Source organism: Halolamina sediminis, assembly GCF_001282785.1.
Classification (GTDB): Archaea; Halobacteriota; Halobacteria; order Halobacteriales; family Haloferacaceae; genus Halolamina; species Halolamina sediminis.
Map to the genome: position 1 here is coordinate 2,438,697 of NZ_CVUA01000001.1, position 21,443 is coordinate 2,460,139.

A 21,443-nucleotide genomic window follows, 5' to 3' on the forward strand; every position below is an offset into this window, starting at 1 on the left:
AACCATATTCTACGGCTGGCTGCAACTCAGGGTCATGGGCACGAGTCGAATCACGCCTCCGAATCGGAGAGGATACCCACAACCCTCTTTTCCGCCCGTCGCCCACCCCCGACCATGCAGTGGAAGCTCTTCGCTGATCTCGCCGAGGCCGCCGGCGAGCGCACCGTCACGGTCGACGTCGACGCCGGCGCGACCGTCGACGACGCGCTCGACGCGCTCCTGACGACGAAGCCGGCGCTCCGGGACCGGGCACTGAACGAGGACGGCGAGCTCCAGGAGCACGTCAACCTTCTCAAGAACGGGGAGAACGTCGACGCGGACGCGACCGTCGAGACGGGCGACGAGCTCGCGCTGTTCCCGCCGGTCAGCGGCGGCTCGTAACGCTCCGCGCTCGGAGTCGACCGCGACTACGCCTGCCCCTCCTTGACGCGCCCGCAGTTCGGGCAGTTCCAGCGGTAGTACGTCGTCCCCGAACTCAGGAGCCCGCCGCTCTCCTGTTTCACCTGCAGGTGTCCCTTCTCCCGGGCGCAGTCGTAGTGGACCGCCAACCCGCAGCCGTTACACGTCTCGTCGGCGCCGCTGCCGCCGCAGTACTCACAGTCCGTGCTAAATAGCCCCATGGTACGGGCCAAGCGTGTAACTACGATACCATAAAGTTACTGCCAGCTTCGGCGGCACTTCCCGCGTCGCGGCTCAGTCCCGCGGGAAACCGACGTGCTCGGCGTCGGCGAGCGCACGATCGGCCGCCGCGTCGACATCGAACTCCCGGACGAGTTCGCCGTCCCGGAGCAGCGGTTCCAGCAGCGCCTCGCCGTCGGCGCCGCAGTCGGCGAGCGCGACGTGGTGGCCGCCGTCGTCAGTTCGGTAGACCTGTTTCGTTCCCGAGAGCTTCCCGCGCTTGGCGGCGGGCTCGCCGTCGACTTCGACGATGTCCAGTGCGAAGTCGATCGGGTCGGCGTTGCTGACGTAGCCGCCGACGCCGAACCCGTCGACGACGTCGCGGAGGTGGCGGATGCTCGCCGGGTCGATCCCGCCGCTGACGAACACGTCAACGTCCCCGTGGCCACGGGCGTCGAGCTCCCACTGAACCTCGCGGACGATGTGGCGGAAATCTCCCCGTCGGGAGCCAGTGGTGTCGAGACGGACGCTGTCGAGGTCGTCACCCAGCGTCTCGACCGCGCGGAGCACCTCGTCGACCTCGTCGGAGTAAGTGTCACACAGCGTCACGCGCGGCACGTCGGGGGCGACCGCCTCGTCGAACGCGCGCCACGCCGACTCCTGGTTCCCGCGGCCGAAGCAGATCAGCAGTGCGTGGGGCATCGTCCCGCCGGCCTCGCGGCCGAGCACCTCGCCCGCGGCGACGTTCGAGATCCCGTCGAGCCCGCCGAGCAGCGCGGAGCGCTCGACCATCGCGCCGATCGAGGGGTGGACGTGCCGGGTGCCGAAGCTCAACACGGTCGACGCCGGCGCGGCCCGGCGGGCGCGGAGTGCGTTGGTCGCGACCGCCGATGCGTGGGAGAGAAAGCCCAGCAGCGCGGTCTCGTAGCGCGCGAAGTCGAGGTAGCTCCCCTCGATCCGGCAGACGGGGCCGCCGTCGAACAGCGTTCCCTCCGGCAGCGCGTCGGCGTCGATCGGCAGCCCTTCCAGCAGGTGGGCGGCGTCTTTCAGCCCCGCGAGCAGTTCGAACTCGCCGGTCGGGAACTGGTCGGCAGTCACCTCCGCGACGACGTTGGGGTTCCGTCCCGCGTGGGAGAGCGTCTCGGTCGTCCGGTCGAAGTAGGCGTCCGTCGCGGCGCCTGACTCGATCGCCTCGGGTGGGATGATGTCGAACTCGCTCATGGTGTGGACCCCGCGCTCGCGGGTGACAGTCCGTGCCCGCACTCGTGGGCGTGTGAACAAAAGTCCCGTCTATCGACGCCGCCCTACTCGTGCTCGTCCAACTGCTCGGCGAGCGTGACGGCGTCGCCGGCCACGGTCGTGTAGTCGACGCCGGCCTCGTCGGAGACCAGCCGGATGTGAGAAGCTAGCAGCGAGAGCGCCTGCATCCCCTCCTGCTGGGCGTCGTCGGCCCGCTGGGCGAACGTGGAGTCGACCTCCCGGCCGTCGCGGACGACGCCGACGTAGAGGGCGGTGGCGTCCTCGTCGAGCAGATCGCGGGCGTCCTCGACCCGCTGGGCGAACTCCCGGTCGTCCGTGTCGCTCGCAGCGTCGTCAGCAGCGTCCGCCTCGTCCTCGAACTCGTCGACCACGGGAATCAGTCGGGCCGCGGTCGAGCGACGAACAGCGTCTCGACGATGCTGAACGGGTCGTAGACGGACTGGTGGCAGGCGCAGTAGACGCCGTCCTCGCCGCCGAAGGAGGCCGAAGAGGCGTTCTGCTTGTAGCCGGGGACACAGCAGAAGTGGGTACACTTGTTGAGCCACGCGAGGAACCCCTGCTCGGTGCTGGCCTGGAGCCAGTTCACGATCGACTGGCTGGCGTCGGTGTTCCCGTTGGCGATCTCCTCGATGACCGGGCTCCGGATCACCTGGATCGGGATCGTGTTCTCGGTGCCCTCCGAGCGCCAGCGACCGGTCGCGGGCTTGCCGAGGCCGGCCTCGCCGATCCCGTTGCCCCAGCTCTCGTAGTCCTCGAACATGTCGACGTTGAGTCGGTCACCCTCCTCGAGCTCCTCGCTCTGCCAGTCGTAGTCGGGGCCGGCGATCGAGCGGAAAAAGTTCTCGGAGTCGTAGCTTGGGACGATCCCCTCGTAGGACTCGACGCCGCAGTACTGGAACCACTCCGAGGAGTACGTCTGGCCGCCCATCTCGGTCGAGGCGACCTCGATCGTTCGGCCACCCTGTTCGACCTCCTCGACCTCGGGCCAGACGCCCTTCAGATACCCCTCGTCGTCGATCTCGACGGGGATCTGGGGCATCCCGCGCGGCGCGGGACCTGCGGTGTTCTCGATGGCCATCGCGGTCGTCGAGCCACCCCCCTCACCGGGGGATTGGGTCGCGGAGTTGATGCCGACCGCGCCGGTCATGCCGACGGCGGCCAGCCCCGCGCCACCGACGACCCCCTTGACGAACCGCCGACGCCCGGATTCGGCGGGATACTTGTCCTCGTCTGCGCTCATGCCCGAGATGTCGGTGCCGCGTTCTCAAAAGCATGACGAAGCACCCATGTGGGCGACGCCGACGACGGAGGGGCGGAAGCGGTCTACCCGAGCAGCCGCGAACAGGAGCCACAGAGGTTCTCCTCCTTCACGTCGACCTCCCGCACCGTCGGGGAGAACGACATCACGCATTTGCTGTTGTCACAGTGTTCCAGCCCGAAGTTGTGGCCCATCTCGTGGACGACCTCCTTCCGGATGCGGTCGGCGAACACCTCCGAGGTAGGCTTGTTCGAGATGCCGCCGTCGGAGGAGGTGTTGAGTCGGTGCGTGGAGATGACCGAGCCGCGGCCGTTGAGGTAAGCGAGCCCGAACACGTAGTTCCGCTGGCGGTAGTAGAGGTCCTCCGTCGTGATGGCGATGTTCTTCTCACCATTGCCGGCGTCGCTCGCGACCTCGATGAAGCGCTCGGCGCGGTACTGGCTCCGGCCGCGATCGAACGCGTCCTCGGGGATCGTCTGCTCGCTCCGAACGCCGACCTCGCAGTCGTAGACGGTCCGCAGCGCCTCTGACGCCTCGCGTTTGGCACGGCTGGGGACCGACCCGACTGGAACGATGTCGACGCGCATATCTCCACTCATGCCGAGGATCAGCATAAACCCTCGGCATGTCACGGAAAACCGACCCACTGATCGTCAGACGGCTCCGGGGCGAAGAGCGCGTGCTGGAGGTCGGGATCGGCGATCGAACCGGCGTCGCGGCCCGCCTGGTCGACGCCGGCATCGACGTGCGCGCGACGGACGTTCGCCCCGTCGCCGCCCCCGAGGGAGTCCGCTTCCGCGTCGAGGACGTGACGGCCGTCGACGAGCCCGACGCGTTCCACCGCGTCGACACCGTGTACGCACTCAACTGCCCGGCCGAACTCCACCGACCGATCCGGGATCTCGCGGCGGCGGTCGGCGCGACGTTTCGGTTCACCACGCTGGGCTACGAGGCGCCGTCGATCCCCGTCGAGCGCGAGACGCTTGGCGGCGGCGACACGCCGCGCCTGACGCTCTACACCGCCACGACGCGCGACGGAACTCCCCGGGGGAGTCGCTGACGCCGGCGCGAGCCGCAAACGCCTTTCCGCCCGGGGTCGGATCGGGGGTATGCACGCTGACGCGGTCGTTCTGGATGTCGACGGGGTGCTCGTCGACGTGGCCGACTCCTACCGGCGGGCGATCATCGAGACGGTGCAGCGACGCCACGGCGGGACGATCGAGCGCGCGACGATCCAGCGCTTCAAGGACGCCGGCGGCTTCAACAACGACTGGGAGCTCACCGATGCGGCGACGCTGTTCGTGCTCGCCCGGGAGGCGGGCTACGAGGGGGACGCCGCCGACTTCACCGACGCCATTGCTGCCCACGACAAAGGGGGGCTCGCGGCCGCCCGCGCGGTTCTGCGCGAGGCCGCGACGCCCGAGGGGTTCGACCCCGACGCCGTCGAGGCCGAGTGGGACCCCGAGAGCGTCCGGGAGACGTTCCAGGCGCTCTACCTCGGAACGGAACTGTACCGCGATATCGAGGGCGAAGAACCCCCCTTCGAGGCCCCGGGGTACATCCACGACGAGCCGGTGCTCGTCGAGTCGGGGACGATCGAGCGACTGCAGTCGGGGGTCTCTGTCGGCGTCCTGACCGGGAGACCCGCCGCCGAAGCGGATATCGCGCTCGAACGCGCCGGGCTCTCGGTGCCCGAGGAGCACCGGTTCACGATGGACGACTGGGCGGCGGGGAAACCCCACCCCCACGCGCTGACGACGCTGGCGGAGCGGTTCGACGCCGATTCGGTCGCCTTCGTCGGCGACACGCTGGACGACGTGCGAACCGCCGTGAACGCCGCCGAGGAAGACCCGTCCCGGACGTACCACGGCGTCGGCGTCCTGACTGGCGGGCTGACTGGCGATTCGGGCCGGCAGAAGTACGAGGCCGCGGGCGCGGCGGCGGTGATCGACTCGGTGAACGACCTGCCCGACCTGCTGGACTGAGGCTCGCGGCGACGCCGCGGCCGAGGGCCGCTCGCGCAATCCTTACGTCGCGACCGACCGGAGTCTCGGGTATGGATATCGCGATCCTTGGCGGCACGGGCGACATCGGCGAGGGGCTCGCGCTGCGCTTCGCCTACCACACGAGCCACAACGTGCTGATCGGCTCCCGCGACGCCGAGAAGGCCGAAACGAAGGCCGCAGAGTACGAGACCGAACTCGACTCCCGCGGCGTGGAGACGACGATCGAGGGCGGCGCCAACGAGGACGTGACGACGCTCGCGGACGTCGTGATCGTCGCGGTCCCGCCGTACTACGTCGACGACACGATCGAACACGTCGCCGGCGACCTCGACGAGGGCGACATCGTGGTCTCGCCGGCGACGGGGATGGACCGTGACGACGACGGTTTCCACTACGCACCGCCGCCCGCCGGCAGCGTCACCGAACACGCCGCGAGCGCGGTGCCGGAGGGGGTCCACCTCGTCGGCGCGTTCCACAACCTCGCGGCCGGCCGGCTGGCGAACCTCGACGCCGAGTTGGGCGTCGACACGTTCGTCGTCGGCGAGGACGACGACGCGAAGGGGATCGTGACCGACATCGCCGAGGGGGTCGAGGGGCTGCGCGCACTCGACGCCGGCGGGCTCGTGAACGCCGCGGAGGTCGAGTCGCTCACGCCGCTGCTGGTGAACGTCGCGATGCACAACGACGGGCTACACGATCTGGGACTGGAACTGAAGTAGTCGGCCGGCTGAACGCGGCCCGAGGTGGGTGTCGAGGTGCCGGGGCGTGTAGAACCGTCGAACGAACCGGTAGACAGCGTTATCTCCGTCGTTCGCCACCGTACGAGCATGGATCGACCGGTACTGGAACGCCTCCGTCGACAGCCCACGCTGACGTTCGGGGCTGCAGGTGGCGGGTTCGCGCTCCTGTTCATTCTGTCCGCGCCCGTTCGAGACCTGCTCGCCGGGCAAGGGTTCGCCGCGCCGCCGGGGCTGTTGTAGGTGTTCGTCGTCGGCGGGTTCTTCGGTAGGGCAGCCCTCGCGCGGCTGCTCTGGGGGCGCCTCGGTGGGGAGAAGTCGCCGACCCGTGGGGCACTCGTCAGCGCGCTCGTGGGACTACTCGCGCTCCCCGTCCCATTCTACCTGTTCGAACTCGGCCTCGTTCTGGTCGGGGAGGGCGTGTTCGAGCCGCTACCGAACGCCTCGCCCGTGATGCAGCTGCTCTCCGATCTCCTGCTGTTCCTGTTCGTGCCGATCTTCCTCGACGCGCTGGGACTCATTCCGACGTACGGCGGGACGGTCGTCGTCGGTGCGCTCGTCGACGCTCTCCTCGCTGGCGAGTGAGTCACAGTCGCGAGATTTCGTCGATGCTCGCCGAGTCGGTGGTCAGCGAGTGCGGTTCGCGGGGTTCGACCGTCCATCGAATTCGATCCACTCGACAGTCTGGAAATCCGCGGAACACTCGCCGCAGATCAGCACGTCCGCCAGTACGGTCGAGCCTTCGAGAATCAGCGTGTAGCGATCGGACGCAGAAGCGTCGCAGTTGAAACACTCGCCCATTACTGGGATATGCTCGCACGTCCGTATCAGTTGGTATGTTACCGATTATCCGGGTAACCGTTCGAGCACACACCGGCGTGACGGGGGGTCACGAGGAGTTCGGAACGGGGAAGAGACCCATCCGAGCCGACCGTGCTAAAACCGCGACTCTAGCTCCGCGCGCAGATCGTCCGGCTCCATTCCCTTCATCGAGAGCAGCACCAGCAGGTGATAGAGGAAGTCCGCGCTCTCGGCGGCCAGCTCCTCGCCGTCGTCGTCTTTCGCCGCCAGGATCAGCTCCGTCGACTCCTCGCCCAGCTTCTCCAGCACGGCGTTCTCCCCCTTCTCGTGAGTGAACAGCGAGGCGGTGTAGCTCCCCTCCGGCAGGTCGCGCTTGCGCTGCTCGATCGTCTCGAACAGAGCGTCGATGGTGTCGGCGTCGAGCGCGTCCCCGGAGTCGCTCACTGGCCGCTCACCTCGACGGTCTCGAAGAACGCGAGGTCGTGGATGCGGGAGTCGGCGGTGAGTTCGGGGTGGAACGACGTGCCGACGACGGGGCCCTGTCGGACCGCGACGGGGTCGCCGTCCCAGCGCGCGAGCACCTCGACGGAACCGCCGTCGTTGATCGGCGCACCCGACCCGTCACCGACTGCGTCGATCAGGGGCGCCCGGATGAACACCGCCGGGAACGGCGAGTCGAGCCCCTCCACGTCGAGCGGGGCCTCGAAGGAGTCCTTCTGCCGACCGAACGCGTTGCGGTCGACGGTCACGTCGAGCAGGTCGAGCGTGTCGACGCGGTCGTCGTTGGCGTCGGTCGAGGCGACGATCAGGCCGGCACAGGTCGCGAGCACGGGCTTCCCGGCCGCGACGTGGTCGCGGATCTCCTCGTCGATCCCTTCGCGGGCGAGCAGTCGGGAGATGGCGGTCGACTCGCCGCCGGGCATCAGAAGCACGTCGCAGTCGGGAACGGTGCCGGACTGGCGGATTTCGACCACGTCGGCTGCCTCGCCGTGGGCCTCGGCGGCGCGCTCGATGGCGGCGGCGTGTTCACTCACGTCGCCCTGGACCGCGATGACGCCTGCTTGCATGGCTGGAGGTGGGCGGGCGGCGCGCAAAAAGGGTACGTTCGGCCCGGCTCAGAACGCGGCGCGAAGGACCAGCACGAGGATCCCGAACAGCGTCCCGGCGGCGACGACGGTACGGGGGTCCATCCGGATGGCGTTGCGGTCCTCGGCGTCGAAGTAGCGGACCAGCCCCGCGCTGGACATCAGTCCGCCGTCGTTACTGCTCATACAGCCACGTCCGGACGTGAGCCGCCTAAAGCTTCCGGAGCGAGGCGGGAAAACGCGGCGCGATCGCGCCGCGGCAAACCGCCTCGGGAGCGAACGGTGAGCGAACGCGAGCCGTGAGCACGAAGCAAGCGGGAGCAACGCCCGCGAGCACGGGAGTAGCCGCGATCTACCGCCGGCGGAACGCTTATGCGCTGGCACGGCCAACTCCGGCCCACGCATGACTGTCCGACTGAAGGACTTCTACGCCGACTGGTGTGGCCCGTGTAAGACCCAGGACCCGATCCTAGAAGAGCTCGAAGCGGAGTTCGGCGACGTTGAGTTCGAGAAGATCGACGTCGACGCCGACCAGGAGACCGCAAACGAGTACTCCGTCCGCTCGCTCCCGACGCTGGTGATCGAGAACGACGACGGCGTCGTCGAGCGGTTCGTCGGCGTCACCCAGCGCGACGAGCTCGAAGAGGCGCTCAACCGGGCCCAGCAGGGCCAGCAGGCCGCCTAACCGGACGCCGATCTTTCTCTCGCGTCGCGAGCAGCCAGCCAGCCGCCGGCAAGACGGTCGTGAGGCGGGAGAGCGCCCCGAACAGCGGCCTCGGCCCGCAAGGTAAGCGTTAAACGCCCGCCGAGAGAACCCACGCGTATGGCTAAGTTCGAAGAAGCGGAGAAACGCATCCTCGACAAACAGATCTGCATGCGTTGTAACGCGCGGAACCCCCAGCGCGCCGAGGAGTGCCGGAAGTGTGGCTACGGGAAGCTCCGACCCAAGGCCAAGGAGCCGCGCTCGGCCTGACGACGCGTTCCCCTTCTCCGTCCGCAGCCCTCGACAGCCGCGCTACTCGTCGGGGTACTTCGGCTCCCGCCGCTCGGCCCGCTCCAGCGCACGCTCGATCACGGTCCGCACCGACTCGTCGTCCGCCTCGAACGGGTCGCCGTGGCCGGCGTACATCCCCTCGACCGAGTCGGGCAGTCGGTCGAGGATCGATCGCAGGCTCTCGATCAGCCGCTCGCGGTCGCCGGTCGGGTGGTCGGTGCGGCCGAAGCTGCCGTCGTCGAACGCGCCGTCGTTGTACACTACCACGTCGCCGCTGAACAGCGCCGACTCGCCGACGAACGCGACGTGGTCGTCGGCGTGACCCGGCGTGTACACCACCTCGTGGGTCTCGTCGCCGATCTCGACGGTGTCGCCGTCGTCGATCGCGTGCGTCCGATCCGGGTGGTCGTCGTACGCGAACAGGTCGGCGTCGAACGCGTCGAGCACCGCGTCCAACTGCTCGACGTGGTCGCCGTGCTGGTGGGTGAGGACGACGCGGTCGATCTCGTCGACGTGCTCGTGGCTCTCGTCGACGACGCCGGGCATCGCACCGGCATCGACCAATGTCGTGACTTCGCCGTCGACGAGGTAGACGTTCGCGGTGAACTGCTCTGCGTCGGCGGTGACGTTGACTGGGTCCATACACTCGCTTGGGCCGCGCGGAGTAAAACGCCGGCGTCGGCGGCCGACAACGATCGGCGGCCGACGGCGTCGAGTCGCGGATTTACTCGTTTGCTGGCTCCCGCGCCGGATCAAGCAGTTCCACCGGATGGGTCGCCGGCCGGTCGAGCAGGTCGGTCAGTTGCTCCTCGCAGGAGGTGCCGCTCGCGACGACCCGACAGTCGGCGTCGTCACCGTCCGCATCCCGCACCTCCTCCGCGAGCGACTCGCCGACGGCGACGCTGAGTTCGTAGTAGTCGGCCTTGTAGCCGAAACTGCCTGCCATCCCACAACACTCCGCGTCGGTCATCGCCACGTCGTACCCGAGCCTGCCCAGCACCGCCTCTGTGTGGGCGTCGAGGCCGAGCGTGCGCTGCTGGCAGTGGGCGTGGTAGGTCAGTTGCTCGCCACCTCCCCGGGTGAGCGGAGCGGGATCGACGCCGTTCGCCAACAGCCCGTACACGTACTCCAGCACCTCGAAGCTCCCCGAAGCCAGTTTCTCCGCGCGCTCGCCGGACAGGAGCTTCTCGTACTCCGCGCGGATCATCGCGAGGTCCGAGGGTTCGACGACGACCACGTCCCGACCGGCGTCGAGGTGCGGTTCCAGCGCGTCGGCGACCGACTCGGCCCGCTCGCGGGCGGTGGCGAGCATCCCCTGTGAGAACGGTGCGCGGCCGGTCCCGGTCACGCCCGCGACTTGAACCGGCACGCCCAGCGCTTCGAGCGTTCGGACCGCCGCCTTCCCCCGGTCAACGTCGACGTGGTTGGTGAACACGTCCGGGACGAGTACCACCTCGCGGTCGGTCCGGGGCGATTCGACGGCAGGGGTTCGGTGTTGACCCCAGTCGCGGAGTGTCTCACGCTGAAACTCGGGGAGGGCACGCCGCGCGTCGATGCCGAGCCCGCGTTCCAGCAGCGACCGAACCGGCCCGCTGTCGGCGAGCCAGTTCGAGACCGGCGCAGTTGCGCTCCCCAGACGCGCGAGCGTGTCGACGTTGCCGAACGCGCGCTTCCCCCAGTCCATCCCCGCCGACTCGGAATCCGGGACGAGCCCGTCGACCAGGCTGTCGACGGCGTCCGGGTCGGCACCGCGGTTGCGGCGGTCCCGGACGACGGTGTTGATCCACGGCACGTCGATTTTGACCGGGCAGGCGTTCACACACCGTGAACAGCCGGTACAGAGATCGTTGAACGCCGCCGTGGCCCCGGGGTCGATCGCGTCCTCGCCAGTGCCGGCCTCCCAACCCGTCGCGATGCCGCCGGTGTAGGTGTCGCCGCCGAACGCGTGGCCGCCGACGTGCTGGAAGTTCGCACAGGCGTTGCTACAGGCGCCACAGCGCACGCAGTACAGCGTCTCCCGCAGGTCCTCGTCCTCGCGCATCTCGAAGCGGCCGTTGTCGATCAGGACGAGGTGGAACGCCCGATCGTCTTGCCCGCCGCCGATCGGTTCGTTCGAGTCGAAGTCGATCGTCGGCGACTGTGTGGGCGGCGTCAGCAGCGAGACGTACTGCGCGATGTCCTGTCCCGTCGCACTCCGGGCCAGCAGTTCGATCATCGGTCCGAGCTCGTCGATCGAGGGAAGCAGCTTCTCCACGCCCGCGACGGCGACGTGCGTGTCGGGCGTGACCGCGCACTTGCGCGCGTTGCCCTCGTTCGTGACAAGCGTGATGGTGCCGCTGTCGGCCAGCACGAAGTTCGCGCCGGTCATCCCCACGTCGGCCTCGCGGATGCGCTCGCCGAGGTGATCGCGGGCGAACGCAGTGAGTTCCTCGGGCGTTTCGAGCGGTTCGTCGGGGTCGAACCGGGCGTCGAACAGGGCCGCGATCTCGTCGGTCGACTTGTGAAATCCCGGCGCAATCAGGTGGGAGGGCGCCTCGTCGGCGACCTGCAGAACGAACTCGCCGAGGTCGGTCTCGGTCACGTCCACGCCCGCCGCGGCGAGATGCTCGTTGACGTCGAGTTCCTCCGTCGTCATCGACTTCGACTTCACGAGGCTGTCGGCGTCGCCACAGACCTCGGCGATGTGCTCGTTCGCGTCGGCGGCGTCGTCGGCGAGGTACACCGTGCCGCCGTTCGCCTCGACTGACTCCCGGACCGTCTCGATCAGTTCCGGCAGGCGTTCGATGGCGTCCTCCTTGATCTCGCGAGCTGCTGTCCGGAGTCGCTCACCGTCGACGTCCGCCATCGCGGCGTAGCGCCCCTCGTTGAACCCCTGGGCGTTCCGCTTGACCGTCGGGCCCTCGGTGTCGAGCAGTCGCCGGATGCGCTCGGCCCGGCTCTCGTTGTCGGCACTCATCGGTCCGAGAGCAGGAGAACGTGCACGTCCCGCGGCCCGTGAACCCCCTCGACGGTGGCGCCCATGTCCGCGGTCGCACTGACCCCCGTCGCGAGGACCGCGCTGTCCCGGCCCGACGTGAACCGTTCTCGGAGGGTATCGGTCACGTCGTCGACGCCAGCGACGAGGTCGCTCTCCCGGAGAACCGCGACGTGGCGCTCGGGGTAGAGCGCGACCAGTTCGTCGCCCGCCGGCCGCGACTCGACGACGACGGAGCCGTACTCGGCGACACCGCCGAAGACGGGGGTGACTCCTGTCGTCGCCGTCCGGAGTTGGTCGGGCGTCGGCGGCACGGTCACCTCGGCATCGTCGAGCGAGACGCCGTCGAACGGGAGCGGCGTCCCGACCGCCGGCCCCTCGATAGCACCCACCAGCGCGTCCGGGAACTCCGCCGCCGTCGTCCGCGTCGATCCCACGCCGATGCCGTCGAGAGCGTCGGCGAACGTCGCCGCGAGCGTCGTACTCATACTCGGTAGGTTGACTGTTCGGGCGATAAATCCCCGGCAAACCCTGTGGTATGGTACCAATACTGAACGCCCAAGCGTTTATCCATACTCAGCCACAAAGTTTAGATGTAATGGGCTTCGGGAGCTACGATGAATCCGAGCAGGAGAATCAGCAGCTCGACATGAACGACGGCGACGACGCGGTCGACGCCGACGGCGGATCCCACGAGGGCTCCGTCGAGTTCGACAACGGAGCCTCCAACGACGAACTCCTGGACCGGCTCCAGGACATCAAGGACGATTAGGCCGGGCCGACGCGCACTCGGGGTCGCCTTTTCCGACGGCGAGACCGTCTCGACCTGCGCGGGCGCCGTGGTCCGCGCCGACCGCGCGGTCGACGGGCTCGCCTTCGAGCGTTGCAGCGTCGGTGGCGACGACGCAACCGCCGCGACGGTCGCACTGGTCGATCGCATCGACAGACCCGACGTGTCGATCCTGCTGCTCGCGGGGGTCGCCCCCGCGTGGTTCAACGTTCTCGATCTGCCCCACATTTACGCCGAGACGGGGCTGCCCACGCTCTCGATCTCGTTCGAAGCCAGCCCCGGGCTCGCGCCCGCGATCCGTGAGCAGTTCGACGGCGAGGCCAGGGCGTGGCGGCTCGACGCCTACGAGTCGCTCCCGCCGCGGCGCTCGCTGTCGGTCAACGACGAGCAGGTGTTCGTGCGCGGGGTCGGCGTCGACACGCCGGCTGCGACGACGGATCCGGGCGACGGCGACCTGCCGTCACTCGAACCGAACTGCGAGGCCGCACAGCTCGTCCGGGGGTTTACGCCGGAGGGGGGCCGGCCCGAACCGCTCCGCGTGGCACGAACCGCGGCCCGGGCGGGCAGGGAGCTGGGCGACCGACTCGACTCCTGACCCCGGAGCGACGCCGATAAACCCCGCCAGTGCCAACCGAAAACGATGAGCGAGGAGTCGCCCGAACCGTCTGTCGCGCCGCTGCTCGACGCGCTGTCGGTCCGGCGGAACGCCGCCGTCGGCGCCGCCGCCGGGGTCGCGCTGGCCGTGCTGGCGTACGTGTTCCGCCTCACCCGCGTCGCGGGACCGTTCGCGGGCACCCGGGAGTTCCCTCTGCTCGGGGAGACGGGCTGGTTCCTGCTGCTTTCGTTCGTTCTCGCGTCGGCGGCAGCGCTGCTGGTGACGACGCTGCTGACGCTCGTCTCGTTGGTCGGGCTCGTCCGATCGGAGACGTAGCTACGCGTCGAACTCCCGCGGATCGCCGGCCATCGCCGAGAGCCGCTCGGTGCCCGCCCGCGTCCCCTTCGCGACGAGCACGTCGCCCGCCGAGAGTCGGGTGTCGGCGTCGGGGGAGACCACCCACTCGGTCTCCGCGCCCGGTCGGCGGACCGCGATCACGCGACTCCCCGTCTCGGTGCCGAGTTCGAGGTCGCCCAGCGTGTGACCCGCGATCTCGGCGTCCGCGGCGACCGCGAGGCGGACGATCACCTCGTCGCTCTCCTCGACGGCGGCGGCGACGACGGGGTGGGCGTCCAGCCCGCGGAGCACCCCCTCGCTGATCTCCAGTGCGGCATCGCTGATCTCCTCCGTCGCGGCCGCGAGGTGGACCAGCCCCCGGAGCTCGATGGGGTCGTCGACGCGACTGGCCGCACGGAGCGTCCACGCCTCCAGCCGGGACTTGAGTGCATCCACCTCGGCCTCGAGCTCGACGACCTCCTCGGCGACGGCCTCGCTGTCGAACAGCACCGAACCGTAGGCGAGATCGACCGCGAGCTCGCTGGTGTTCTTCATCGTGACGATCGAGCCGACCGCGCGTTCGAGGTCCTCGATCGGCGACGCCGTGGGCTCGGGCGGGTCGTACGCCTCGCCGGTCGCCGCCTCGTACACCGCGGCCAGCCCCTCGTCGAGGCCGCGGAGCAAGAGCACGTCGCCGGCGCGGAGCTCGGTCTCCCTGTCGGGGTTGGTGATCCACGCCCGCTTGCCCGTCTCGCTGGCTCGGCGGACCGCGATGACGCGGACGCCGCGTGCGGTCTCCATGTTGATCTCGCCCAGCGTCCGGCCGGCGTACTCGGAGTCGGCCGCGACGGACGTCCGGACGAGCGCCTCGGTCGCTTCGGGGATCGCCGCCCGCATCGCTTCCGGGAGGCCGATGTCCTCGAGGACGATCTTCGCGATGTCGCCGGCGGCGTCGGCGATCTTCTCGGCGGCGCCGACGACGCCCAGCACGGGCGCCAGCTGCTCGGCGTCCTCGGGGCTGCGGGCGGCCATCAGCACGCTCATCCGGGCCTGCAGCTGGAGCACGTCCATCCGTTCTTCGAGAGCGAGCACCTCCTCGGCCAGTTCGTCGCTGCCCGACAGCACCGCGGAGTAGGAGAGGTCGATGAGCAGCTCCGCGGTGTCTTTCATCTCGGACAGCACCGCTTTCACGCTGACCGGCTCGTACTCGACGTCGGGCATGCCCGGCGGTTCAGCGGGACGGGGGATAAGGGTTGTCGGCCCGCAACGGGAGCGAGAACGGATTCTACACCTGAGCGGCCGGAACGGCAACGCTTTTTCGTCGACCGGCCGAACCCGTAGCCTATGTCAGGAGAGGTTCAGAAAGGTCTGGAGGGTGTCGTCGTCGCGGAGTCAGAACTCAGCTTCATCGACGGGGACGAAGGGCGGCTGATCTACCGCGGCCACGACATCGAGACGCTGGCGGCCGAGGCCAGCTACGAGGAAGTACTCTACCTGCTCTGGCACGGCTCGCTACCGACAGCCGACGAGCTCTCGGAGTTCACGGCGACGATGGCCGAGGAGCGCGCCGTCGGCGACGAGGTGCGCTCCGTGCTCGCCGATCTCGCCGCGACTGACGAGTCGCCGATGGCCGCACTCCGGACCGCGGTGTCGATGCTCTCCGCGAGCGCCCCCGAACCCGACGCCGATCCCGAGGATCAGGCTGCCCGGCTCCGACAGGGTCGGCGGATCACCGCCAAGATCCCGACGATCCTCGCGGCCTACCAGCGCCTGCGCGACGGCGAGGAGCCACTCTCGCCGCGCGAGGGGCTGAGCCACGCCGCGAACTTCCTCTACATGCTGACCGGCGAAGAGCCCGACGAGGTGGCCGAGGAGACGCTGGACATGGCGCTGATCCTCCACGCCGATCACGGGCTGAACGCTTCGACGTTCACGTCGATGGTGATCGCCTCGACGCTCGCGGACACGTACTCCGCGGTCGCCGGCGGCGTCGGCGCGCTGTCGGGCCCGCTCCACGGCGGCGCGAATCAGGACGTGATGGAGACGCTGATCGAGGTCGACCGCTCCGACAAGGGCTCGGTCGAGTGGGCGAAGGCCGCGCTCGAACAGGGCCGGAAGATCCCCGGCTTCGGCCACCGCGTGTACAACGTGAAGGACCCACGGGCGGTGATTCTCGAGGAGAAGTCCCGCGACCTCGGCGACGCCTCCGGCGAGAAGAAGTGGTACGACCACGCCAACGAGATCGAGCAGTACCTCGTCGAGGAGCAGAACTTCGCCGAGAAGGGGCTGGCGCCGAACGTCGACTTCTACTCCGGGACGGTGTACTACCAGCTCGGCATCCCGGTCGACATGTTCACCCCGATCTTCGCGATGAGCCGCGTCGGCGGCTGGGTGGCCCACGTGCTCGAACAGGTCGAGGACAACCGCATCATGCGGCCACGGGCGAAGTACACGGGTGCGAAGGACGCGGAGTGGGTGCCGCTCGGGGAGCGATAACCGTCGATAGGTAGTCGGTTCTTACTCGGATTTCTTGGGTGGGTCGTTGGTTCGGTCGACGTCGAGACTGCGACCGCGAGCAGCAGCTCGCTTGATTTCCACGTCGGGACAGCAGCCGCGAACAGCACCTCGCTCGTAGACCACTTGTGACCGCACCGCCCCGCACAGCCCATACACCTCCCCAGCCGACTCACTCGCTCACGTCCGTTCGCTCGTTCGTCCTCCGAGGGAGCAAAGCTCCCTCGTGCCCTCGCTCGTTTCACTCGCGAGGACCTCGCGCGCTCGTTCGCGCCGTCGCGCTCACGTCGCGCGCCACCGCCGGCTGCGGTGGCGGTAGCGGTGGACGCCTCGCCGGCGCCAGTGTGGCGCCGGCGGGGGGAGGGGTGGGGACTCGGTGCTGCGCCGGACCTCGTGTCCGGCGCCCTGCGGTCACAAGTGGTCTACAAACAAGATGCTGTTGCGGTCGCAGTCGCCGTCTCAGAAGTCAACGGACGAAACCACGAACGCGAATCACTCCCGGCCACGAAACACGATCACCGCGCTGCTCACCAGCAGACAGCCCACCAGCCCGACGAACGCGGTGTCGAAGTCGACGTACTGGCCGACGACGCCGACGTACGTCGCGCCCAGCGAGCCGATCCCGATGTAGACGCTGCGCATCGCGCCCAGATCGCCGCCCATGCTGTCGCCGGGGAACGAGTCCATCAGGTACGCCTGCATCACCGGCGGGTACGCGAGCAACCCCGCGGCGAAGACGGCGACGCTCCCCAGCGCGACGACGGGCGTCGAGGCGACGACGAGGCCGACCAGCGCGGCGGCGGCGACGACCAGCACGGCCGGCGCGAGCAGCCCCCGCGGGACGTGGTCGCCCAGACCGCCGGCCAGCGGTTTCACGGCGGCGCCGACGACGAACAGCACCGCGAGCGACGCGTTCGCGACGACCGGCGAGAGCTCCTTCGCCTGGAGGTAGGTAGGGAGGAAGCTGGTCGCCGACTGCCAGGTGAACGCGTACAGCGCGTAGGCGACGAGCAGCCAGCGCAGCCGCGGGATTCCTAGGATCCGCCGGAACGTGTCGCCGACCGCCAGATCGACCGACGCGAGCTCGTACCCCTCCTCGCTCCAGACGTGGAGTAGCAGCGCGATCAGCAGCAGCGCGGCCGCGACCGGGGCAAAGGCCGCCCGCCACGTCGCCACCGCGATCACGACCGTCCCGATGCCGGCCGCGAGGATCCCGCCCACGTCGCCCGAGGCGGTGTGGAGGCCGAACGCGCGACCCCGCTTGACGACGAACAGGTCCGACACGAGCCCCCGCGCCGGCGTGGGGAAGAGCCCGACGCCGACGCCGATCACGACCGCGCCGAACAGGAACGCGAGGTACGTCGGCGCCGCCGAGAGCGTGAGAAATCCCACGGCCGCGAGTACGAGCCCGGCGACCAGCAGCGTCGTCCGGGAGAGCCGGTCCGAGAGACGCCCGCTGGGGTACTGGAGGACCGCGTACGTCCCCCAGACGACCGTGACGGCGAAGCCGGCGGCGCCGCTGCCGATACCCAAGTCCGTCTCGATGGCCGGCAGCAGCGGCGAGATGCTCAGCCGGCCGGCCTGCAGCAGCGCCCAGCCCAGCGAGACGACGAGCAGCAGCCGCCCCGAGTAGCCACGGAACAGGTGCTCCTCGTCGGACGTCCGGGTCACGGCCACACTCTCGGAGCCGGGGGCACTTGAACGCGGGCGTCCCGGCCGTTCTCCCCTACTCCTCGTGGCGGTACGTCCGGGTGGACTCGCCGCGGAACCGCGGGCCCGAGCCGGCGGCCTCGAACCCGATCGCCTCCGCCGCGGCCCGCATCGCGTCGTCGCCCTCCCGGAGCACCAGTTCGACGGGCAGCCCCTCGGCGCGGGCGAAACCCAGCGGCTCCGCGAGCAGGCGCTCGCAGGCGTCGCGGTCCCCGCCGAACTGGGTGACGAACACCGCGTCCTCGCGGGCGTCGAAGCTCACGAAGCCCCGGAGCGCCGCGTCCTCGGAGTCGGCTGCCGCGTCGCCGTCCTCGACCAGCACGCGGACGCTCCGCTCGTGGATCACGTTCCGGAGCACGGGCTCCGGCGCGTCGGTCAGGGCAGCCATCGCCGCCGCGTCGCGCTCGACCGCGTCGCGAACCTCCATTGAACCACAGCTTCCGGTCGTGCCGCCTTAAACGCCGGGGGCGCGGCCGGCGTCGGATTGATTGTGCGGCCGACCGACCTCCCGAGTATGACCGACAGCCCGAGCCCGCCAATCGCGCTCGTGATCGCGCTCACGCTCGCGGTCGGGGGGCTCGCCGTGAGCGGCGTCACCGGCCTGTTCGGCACGGTCGGCGGCGCACTCGTCGGCGCGGGGACGAACCCCGACGCGGCGGTCCCCGTGCTCGTCGCCGTGGCGCTCGTGGCCTCGGAAGTCGGGTTCGTCGTCGTCGGCTACGCGTTCCGCCGGACCGACGACGGGCGCGATCTCGTCGTCGACTGGCTCGGGCGACCGGGCGCCCGCGACGTCGCGCTGATCGTCGGCACCACGGCCGTCCTCGTCGTGTTCAACCGAATCGCGTTCGCGGTCGGCTCGCTGCTCGGTATCGACCCCGCAACCGCCGTCTCGACGCCCGAGGAGCTCTCCGTCGCGGTACTGGCGTTCGTGATCCCCGCGATGCTGTTCGCGGTGGGGCCGGCCGAGGAGTACCTGTTCCGTGGGGTGATTCAGGGCTACCTCCGGCAGTCGTTCTCCGCCCGAGGCGCGATCGGCTGGAGCGCGGTGCTGTTCACGCTGGTCCACCTGCCGAACCTCCTCGCCAACCCCGAGTCGGGCGTGGTGTCGATCCCGGTCTGGCTGGGGATCGGCCTCGTGCTCGGCTGGCTCTACGAGCGGACGGCGGCGCTGCTGGTGCCTGTCGCGGTCCACGGGCTGTACAACGTCGCCGTGATCTGTCTACTGTTCGCCGAACTGGGGATCGTGTAGGGGCTACCCGAGCAGTTCGTCCAGCCCCCGCGCGGGGTAGCCGACGACCGTGTCGACACCCGCCCCGTGGAGTCCCTCGACGCGACCCCGGACCGTCTCCTCGTCACCGACGATCGCGAAGTCCGTGCTCGCCGCCAGCAACACCTCGCGGGCGCGGCCGGTCGCCGCCGCGTCCGTCTCGTACTCGTCGGGCAGCGCGCGCCGGACGGGCGCACGCCGGGAGACGTACGCGCCGACGGCGTCGAGGATGGCGTCCTCGTCGTCGCTCAGGACGGTTGGCGCGTACACCGCGAGGTCGCCGTCGAAGCCGGCGGCCCGCAGCGCGCGGACGTCCCGCTCCGTCGAGCGCGAGAGCAGTTCGAACTGGGTCGCGCCGGTCGCGAGCGCGATCCGTTCGACGCCCTCGGTGCCGACCCAGGCGTCGGAGAAACGGTCGGTCGCCTCGCCGAGCCGCGGCGCGACCGCACGCTGGCCCTCCGCCTCGGTGAGGTAGGCGCCGTTGCCCGCGACGAGCACGCGGCCGACCCCATCGGGGATCGACGCCGACAGCGAGTCGTCGCCCAGCGGATCGAGCCCGTCCGCGCGGACGGGCGTGGTGACGCGCACCTCGGCGGTGTCGGCCAGCGCCCGGAGCGTCTCCGTGCCGGGGAACGCCTCGCGGCCCTCGTAGTCGACGACCAGCGTCGACGCCGCGAGCTCGGTCGCGCGGGCGAGATCGACCTCGGTGGGCTTGAGCGCGACCGCGTCGATACCGACACGCGGGAACGGCCCGACGGCACTGTTCTCGGTCGTTCGCTGGGCGGTGCTGTCGGGCTGTGTGGTGTCGGGTGTAGTCATAGCTGGCGCTCGTTGGTGGTGCGGTAGCTGTACGAGAACTGCGCGGATTTAGAATCGCGGAACGCGATCCATCGCCTGTGCGGCCATGCACTCTCCCGTATCGTGGTCAACGGCATAAGCGTGTCGTCACTCCAGCAGCACCGAGAACCCCCAGTCGACCGACTCGCCGGCACCGAGGTCGTCGGGGTCGGGGTAGCGGGCGATCGTCGTCGCGAAGCGGTGTTCGCCGACCGGGAGGCAGGCGTCCGCTTCGACGCCGGCGGCGTACAGTTCGAGGTCGGACGCGTGGCTCGCCCCCGGTTCGAGTGTGACCGTCAGGTAGTCGTCGGTGGTCCCCACGCCCTCGGTCAGCCGCCAGCAGCCGGGCTCGGCGGCGTACTCCCCGTCGGCCGGCAGTAGAGCGAGATAGCCACCCTCGGAGTACTGATACTCGAACACCGCCGCGCGGGCCTCGCCGATCGCGACCGTCTCGTCGCCCTCGTTCGTGATTTCGACCGCCAGCCCCGGCGGGTGGTCCTCGGTCGCGACCGGCTCGGTGACCGTGACCTCGATATCGAGCGGGAAATCGGGCTCGTCGTCGACGCTCGCGAGGGTGACCGCCGGCCCGCCCGTGCCCTCGGGTCGTGTTTTGCCCGCGGAATCATTCCCTCCCGGCAGGCCGCTCGTCGGCGTCCCGGCGGACGGCGCCGAGAGACAGCCCGCGAGGGGCAACAGTGAGGCGCTGGCGAGGAAACTCCGTCGGGTGTGCATACCTCAGAAAGGTGGCGAGAGCGCTTGAACGCTCCGTAGGGACAAAGGTGGGCTTGTCTCACACAAGTCACGGCATCGGCTCCGGGACCGCGCGACGGAGCGCGCGGTCGGTCGCGCGCCGTGATTGGTCTACACACAGCCGCGGCATCGTCTCCGCGGCCGGCGCACGGAGGCGTCACCAGAACGCGACGCGTTCTGGTTGGCAGACGAGAGCGACGCTCTCGTCTACGCCGGCCGGTCGCGCGCCGTGATTGCTCTACACACAGCCACGGCATCGGCTCCGGGACCGCGCGACGGAGCGCGCGGTCGGTCGCGCGCCGTGGCTGGTTACACCGGGAACTCGGCCTCGGCGTCGACGACACGGTCGGGGCTCTCCGGCGCCCGCCAGTCGGTGGTGAGTTCGAGCAACTGCACCAGCATCCGTCCCGTCACGCCCCAGACGGTGTAGTCGCCGACGTTGAAGTAGTGGACGCGGACGTCGCCCAACTCGGGGCGCTCCCGGCGCTCGGACTCGTAGTTCGCGGGGTCGGTCAGCGCCGAGACGGGCAGCGTCGCGATCTCGGCGACCTCACGGTCGTCGGGCTCGTACTCGCGGTCGGGCACTTCCGCGACGAACGGGCGGATCGCGTAGCCGGAGGTCGTCGTGGTGTCGTCGAGTCGGCCGACGATCGAGGGGTCGGACTGCGGGAGGCCGATCTCCTCGAACGCCTCACGGCGGGCGGTCGCGGTCAGATCCGTGTCGAACGGCTCGTGACCGCCGCCGGGGAACGCCATCTGGCCGGGGTGGGAGCCGAGGTGGTCGGCCCGCTTGATGAACAGCAGCCAGGGCTCGCCGTCGCGCTGGACCACCGGCGCGAGCACGCTGGCCCAGCGCTCCGCGTCGGCGACCGTGACCGGCTCGTAGCTGCCGAGCCCCGACAGTTGCATAT

30 protein-coding genes are annotated in these 21,443 nt (G+C 69.6%); 13 read left to right on the forward strand and 17 right to left on the reverse strand.

Annotated features, from left to right (window positions below):
* Window positions 1–114 precede the first annotated feature (114 nt).
* On the forward strand, window positions 115–381 hold the full coding sequence (locus tag BN1959_RS12270) for a ubiquitin-like small modifier protein 1 (RefSeq protein ID WP_053948925.1): 267 nt from the start codon (window positions 115–117) through the stop codon (window positions 379–381).
* Window positions 382–407: 26 nt separating this feature from the next.
* On the opposite strand, the gene BN1959_RS12275 is transcribed toward BN1959_RS12270, so the two are convergent.
* The 5 genes from BN1959_RS12275 to BN1959_RS12295 all read right to left on the reverse strand — a co-directional run bounded on the left by BN1959_RS12275 (window position 408) and on the right by BN1959_RS12295 (window position 3,723).
* The gene (locus BN1959_RS12275; RefSeq protein ID WP_053948926.1) at window positions 408–620 is read right to left on the reverse strand and encodes a hypothetical protein; all 213 of its coding nucleotides are present in this window, start codon (window positions 618–620) and stop codon (window positions 408–410) included.
* 73 nt (window positions 621–693) lie between these two features.
* Window positions 694–1,839, reverse strand: coding sequence for a nicotinate phosphoribosyltransferase (locus BN1959_RS12280; RefSeq protein WP_053948927.1), 1,146 nt, complete (start codon window positions 1,837–1,839; stop codon window positions 694–696).
* A gap of 83 nt (window positions 1,840–1,922) precedes the next feature.
* Window positions 1,923–2,249, reverse strand: coding sequence for a hypothetical protein (locus BN1959_RS12285; protein ID WP_053948928.1), 327 nt, complete (start codon window positions 2,247–2,249; stop codon window positions 1,923–1,925).
* 5 nt (window positions 2,250–2,254) lie between these two features.
* Window positions 2,255–3,118 carry a cytochrome b gene (locus tag BN1959_RS12290; protein ID WP_053948929.1) on the reverse strand — a complete coding sequence of 288 codons (864 nt, stop codon included), beginning with the start codon at window positions 3,116–3,118 and terminating at the stop codon, window positions 2,255–2,257.
* An 83-nt stretch (window positions 3,119–3,201) separates the two neighbouring features.
* Window positions 3,202–3,723 (reverse strand): archaemetzincin family Zn-dependent metalloprotease, encoded by a 522-nt coding sequence (locus tag BN1959_RS12295; RefSeq protein ID WP_053948930.1) that lies wholly within the window; start codon window positions 3,721–3,723, stop codon window positions 3,202–3,204.
* Between the two features lie 38 nt (window positions 3,724–3,761).
* Here BN1959_RS12295 and BN1959_RS12300 point away from each other — a divergent pair, with 38 nt between their 5' ends.
* The 5 genes from BN1959_RS12300 to BN1959_RS12315 all read left to right on the forward strand — a co-directional run bounded on the left by BN1959_RS12300 (window position 3,762) and on the right by BN1959_RS12315 (window position 6,464).
* Window positions 3,762–4,196 carry a UPF0146 family protein gene (locus BN1959_RS12300; protein ID WP_053948931.1) on the forward strand — a complete coding sequence of 145 codons (435 nt, stop codon included), beginning with the start codon at window positions 3,762–3,764 and terminating at the stop codon, window positions 4,194–4,196.
* A 49-nt stretch (window positions 4,197–4,245) separates the two neighbouring features.
* Window positions 4,246–5,121, forward strand: a complete 876-nt coding sequence (locus BN1959_RS12305; protein WP_053948932.1) for a TIGR01548 family HAD-type hydrolase — start codon at window positions 4,246–4,248, stop codon at window positions 5,119–5,121.
* Window positions 5,122–5,192: 71 nt separating this feature from the next.
* Complete coding sequence (gene npdG, locus BN1959_RS12310; protein ID WP_053948933.1) at window positions 5,193–5,861, forward strand: NADPH-dependent F420 reductase; 669 nt, start codon at window positions 5,193–5,195, stop codon at window positions 5,859–5,861.
* A 108-nt stretch (window positions 5,862–5,969) separates the two neighbouring features.
* Window positions 5,970–6,122: a hypothetical protein gene (locus BN1959_RS15265; RefSeq protein WP_237560335.1), complete on the forward strand. Its 153-nt coding sequence runs from the start codon at window positions 5,970–5,972 to the stop codon at window positions 6,120–6,122.
* Window positions 6,123–6,464: a hypothetical protein gene (locus BN1959_RS12315; RefSeq protein ID WP_237560336.1), complete on the forward strand. Its 342-nt coding sequence runs from the start codon at window positions 6,123–6,125 to the stop codon at window positions 6,462–6,464.
* A 351-nt stretch (window positions 6,465–6,815) separates the two neighbouring features.
* On the opposite strand, the gene hisE is transcribed toward BN1959_RS12315, so the two are convergent.
* The 3 genes from hisE to BN1959_RS12330 are packed head-to-tail and all read right to left on the reverse strand — an operon-like array spanning window position 6,816 to window position 7,951.
* Window positions 6,816–7,124 (reverse strand): phosphoribosyl-ATP diphosphatase, encoded by a 309-nt coding sequence (gene hisE, locus BN1959_RS12320; RefSeq protein ID WP_053948934.1) that lies wholly within the window; start codon window positions 7,122–7,124, stop codon window positions 6,816–6,818.
* Entirely contained in the window at window positions 7,121–7,747 is a 627-nt protein-coding gene (gene pdxT / locus BN1959_RS12325; protein WP_053948935.1) for a pyridoxal 5'-phosphate synthase glutaminase subunit PdxT, read from the reverse strand. Before pdxT ends, hisE begins: the two co-directional genes overlap by 4 nt.
* Window positions 7,748–7,795: 48 nt before the next feature.
* Window positions 7,796–7,951 (reverse strand): preprotein translocase subunit Sec61beta, encoded by a 156-nt coding sequence (locus tag BN1959_RS12330; RefSeq protein ID WP_053948936.1) that lies wholly within the window; start codon window positions 7,949–7,951, stop codon window positions 7,796–7,798.
* 217 nt (window positions 7,952–8,168) lie between these two features.
* On the opposite strand from BN1959_RS12330, the gene BN1959_RS12335 reads away from it, so the two are divergent.
* Together BN1959_RS12335 and BN1959_RS12340 are read left to right on the forward strand one after the other, a co-directional pair.
* A complete protein-coding gene (locus BN1959_RS12335; RefSeq protein WP_053948937.1) occupies window positions 8,169–8,450 on the forward strand; it encodes a thioredoxin domain-containing protein in 282 nt (93 codons plus the stop codon).
* Window positions 8,451–8,588: 138 nt separating this feature from the next.
* The gene (locus BN1959_RS12340) at window positions 8,589–8,738 is read left to right on the forward strand and encodes a 50S ribosomal protein L40e (protein ID WP_053948938.1); all 150 of its coding nucleotides are present in this window, start codon (window positions 8,589–8,591) and stop codon (window positions 8,736–8,738) included.
* Window positions 8,739–8,780: 42 nt separating this feature from the next.
* On the opposite strand, the gene BN1959_RS12345 is transcribed toward BN1959_RS12340, so the two are convergent.
* The 3 genes from BN1959_RS12345 to BN1959_RS12355 form a co-directional block, all read right to left on the reverse strand.
* Complete coding sequence (locus BN1959_RS12345) at window positions 8,781–9,401, reverse strand: MBL fold metallo-hydrolase (protein WP_053948939.1); 621 nt, start codon at window positions 9,399–9,401, stop codon at window positions 8,781–8,783.
* An 82-nt stretch (window positions 9,402–9,483) separates the two neighbouring features.
* A complete protein-coding gene (locus BN1959_RS12350; protein ID WP_053948940.1) occupies window positions 9,484–11,715 on the reverse strand; it encodes an LUD domain-containing protein in 2,232 nt (743 codons plus the stop codon).
* Window positions 11,712–12,221, reverse strand: a complete 510-nt coding sequence (locus BN1959_RS12355; RefSeq protein WP_053948941.1) for an LUD domain-containing protein — start codon at window positions 12,219–12,221, stop codon at window positions 11,712–11,714. The genes BN1959_RS12350 and BN1959_RS12355 overlap by 4 nt, the downstream gene beginning before the upstream one ends.
* 110 nt (window positions 12,222–12,331) lie before the next feature.
* Here BN1959_RS12355 and BN1959_RS12360 point away from each other — a divergent pair, with 110 nt between their 5' ends.
* From BN1959_RS12360 to BN1959_RS12370, 3 genes are read left to right on the forward strand one after another with little or no spacing between them, the layout of a single operon-like run.
* Window positions 12,332–12,505: a DUF5786 family protein gene (locus BN1959_RS12360; protein WP_053948942.1), complete on the forward strand. Its 174-nt coding sequence runs from the start codon at window positions 12,332–12,334 to the stop codon at window positions 12,503–12,505.
* Window positions 12,501–13,118 carry an endonuclease dU gene (locus BN1959_RS12365; protein WP_053948943.1) on the forward strand — a complete coding sequence of 206 codons (618 nt, stop codon included), beginning with the start codon at window positions 12,501–12,503 and terminating at the stop codon, window positions 13,116–13,118. The genes BN1959_RS12360 and BN1959_RS12365 overlap by 5 nt, the downstream gene beginning before the upstream one ends.
* A 45-nt stretch (window positions 13,119–13,163) precedes the next feature.
* Window positions 13,164–13,454 carry a DUF7536 family protein gene (locus tag BN1959_RS12370; RefSeq protein WP_053948944.1) on the forward strand — a complete coding sequence of 97 codons (291 nt, stop codon included), beginning with the start codon at window positions 13,164–13,166 and terminating at the stop codon, window positions 13,452–13,454.
* Here BN1959_RS12370 and BN1959_RS12375 read toward each other — a convergent pair whose 3' ends face one another.
* A complete protein-coding gene (locus tag BN1959_RS12375; protein ID WP_053948945.1) occupies window positions 13,455–14,675 on the reverse strand; it encodes a potassium channel family protein in 1,221 nt (406 codons plus the stop codon). It abuts the gene before it with no gap.
* Between the two features lie 123 nt (window positions 14,676–14,798).
* On the opposite strand from BN1959_RS12375, the gene citZ reads away from it, so the two are divergent.
* A complete protein-coding gene (gene citZ, locus BN1959_RS12380) occupies window positions 14,799–15,950 on the forward strand; it encodes a citrate synthase (RefSeq protein WP_053948946.1) in 1,152 nt (383 codons plus the stop codon).
* Window positions 15,951–16,460: 510 nt separating this feature from the next.
* On the opposite strand, the gene BN1959_RS12385 is transcribed toward citZ, so the two are convergent.
* Window positions 16,461–17,639, reverse strand: a complete 1,179-nt coding sequence (locus BN1959_RS12385) for an MFS transporter (protein WP_053949394.1) — start codon at window positions 17,637–17,639, stop codon at window positions 16,461–16,463.
* A gap of 55 nt (window positions 17,640–17,694) precedes the next feature.
* Window positions 17,695–18,105 carry a hypothetical protein gene (locus tag BN1959_RS12390; RefSeq protein ID WP_053948947.1) on the reverse strand — a complete coding sequence of 137 codons (411 nt, stop codon included), beginning with the start codon at window positions 18,103–18,105 and terminating at the stop codon, window positions 17,695–17,697.
* An 87-nt stretch (window positions 18,106–18,192) separates the two neighbouring features.
* On the opposite strand from BN1959_RS12390, the gene BN1959_RS12395 reads away from it, so the two are divergent.
* The gene (locus BN1959_RS12395; protein ID WP_053948948.1) at window positions 18,193–18,927 is read left to right on the forward strand and encodes a CPBP family intramembrane glutamic endopeptidase; all 735 of its coding nucleotides are present in this window, start codon (window positions 18,193–18,195) and stop codon (window positions 18,925–18,927) included.
* A 3-nt stretch (window positions 18,928–18,930) separates the two neighbouring features.
* On the opposite strand, the gene BN1959_RS12400 is transcribed toward BN1959_RS12395, so the two are convergent.
* The 3 genes from BN1959_RS12400 to BN1959_RS12410 all read right to left on the reverse strand — a co-directional run bounded on the left by BN1959_RS12400 (window position 18,931) and on the right by BN1959_RS12410 (window position 21,441).
* Window positions 18,931–19,764, reverse strand: coding sequence for a DUF7388 family protein (locus BN1959_RS12400; RefSeq protein ID WP_237560338.1), 834 nt, complete (start codon window positions 19,762–19,764; stop codon window positions 18,931–18,933).
* Between the two features lie 126 nt (window positions 19,765–19,890).
* Window positions 19,891–20,514 (reverse strand): hypothetical protein, encoded by a 624-nt coding sequence (locus BN1959_RS12405; protein WP_053948949.1) that lies wholly within the window; start codon window positions 20,512–20,514, stop codon window positions 19,891–19,893.
* A gap of 327 nt (window positions 20,515–20,841) precedes the next feature.
* Window positions 20,842–21,441 (reverse strand): NUDIX hydrolase, encoded by a 600-nt coding sequence (locus tag BN1959_RS12410; protein ID WP_053948950.1) that lies wholly within the window; start codon window positions 21,439–21,441, stop codon window positions 20,842–20,844.
* Window positions 21,442–21,443 lie beyond the last annotated feature (2 nt).